Origin of the sequence: Methanobrevibacter curvatus, assembly GCF_001639295.1 — an archaeon.
In the GTDB taxonomy this organism is placed as follows: domain Archaea; phylum Methanobacteriota; class Methanobacteria; order Methanobacteriales; family Methanobacteriaceae; genus Methanoflexus; species Methanoflexus curvatus.
Window position 1 is genome coordinate 1 of the sequence record NZ_LWMV01000127.1, and the last position, 719, is coordinate 719.

The window sequence follows — 719 nt, forward strand, 5'->3', positions numbered from 1 at the left end:
CGTGTAGGTCAGTCTGTTAATTGGACTATTGCAAGTATTTTGAATGGTGATTCTTATATTATTAGCTTAATTGTTCAGTTGAATGGTACTGGAAATATAAGTAATGTGGCTAATGTTACTGGGTCTGGTCAGAATAATACTGGTAATAATAGTAGTGGTGATAATAATAGTACTTTGAATGTTACTGAGAGTATTAATTTGAGTATTGTTAAGACTGTGAATGTTACTGGTGTTGTTTTGAATGGTGCTTTGGTTGAGTATACTATTAATGTAACTAATCATGGTCCTGATACTGCGACTAATGTGAATATTTCTGATGTTTTAGATACTAGATTGATTTTTGTTAGTGCCAATGGGTCTCCTACTCGTGTAGGTCAGTCTGTTAATTGGACTATTTCAAGTATTTTGAATGGTGATTCTTATATTATTAGCTTAATTGTTCAGTTGAATGGTACTGGAAATATAAGTAATGTGGCTAATGTTACTGGGTCTGATCAGAATAATACTGGTAATAATAGTAGTGGTGATAATAATAGTACTTTGAATGTTACTGAGAGTATTAATTTGAGTATTGTTAAGACTGTGAATGTGTCTGGTGTTGTTTTGAATGGTGCTTTGGTTGAGTATACTATTAATGTAACTAATCATGGTCCTGATACTGCGACTAATGTGAATATTACTGATGTTTTAGATACTAGATTGATCTTTGTCAGTGCCAA

General features: G+C 32.3%; 1 pseudogene. It reads left to right on the plus strand.

Annotated elements, in window-relative coordinates:
• Positions 1–719 (plus strand): annotated as a pseudogene (locus MBCUR_RS03285) (hypothetical protein); the annotation flags it as partial.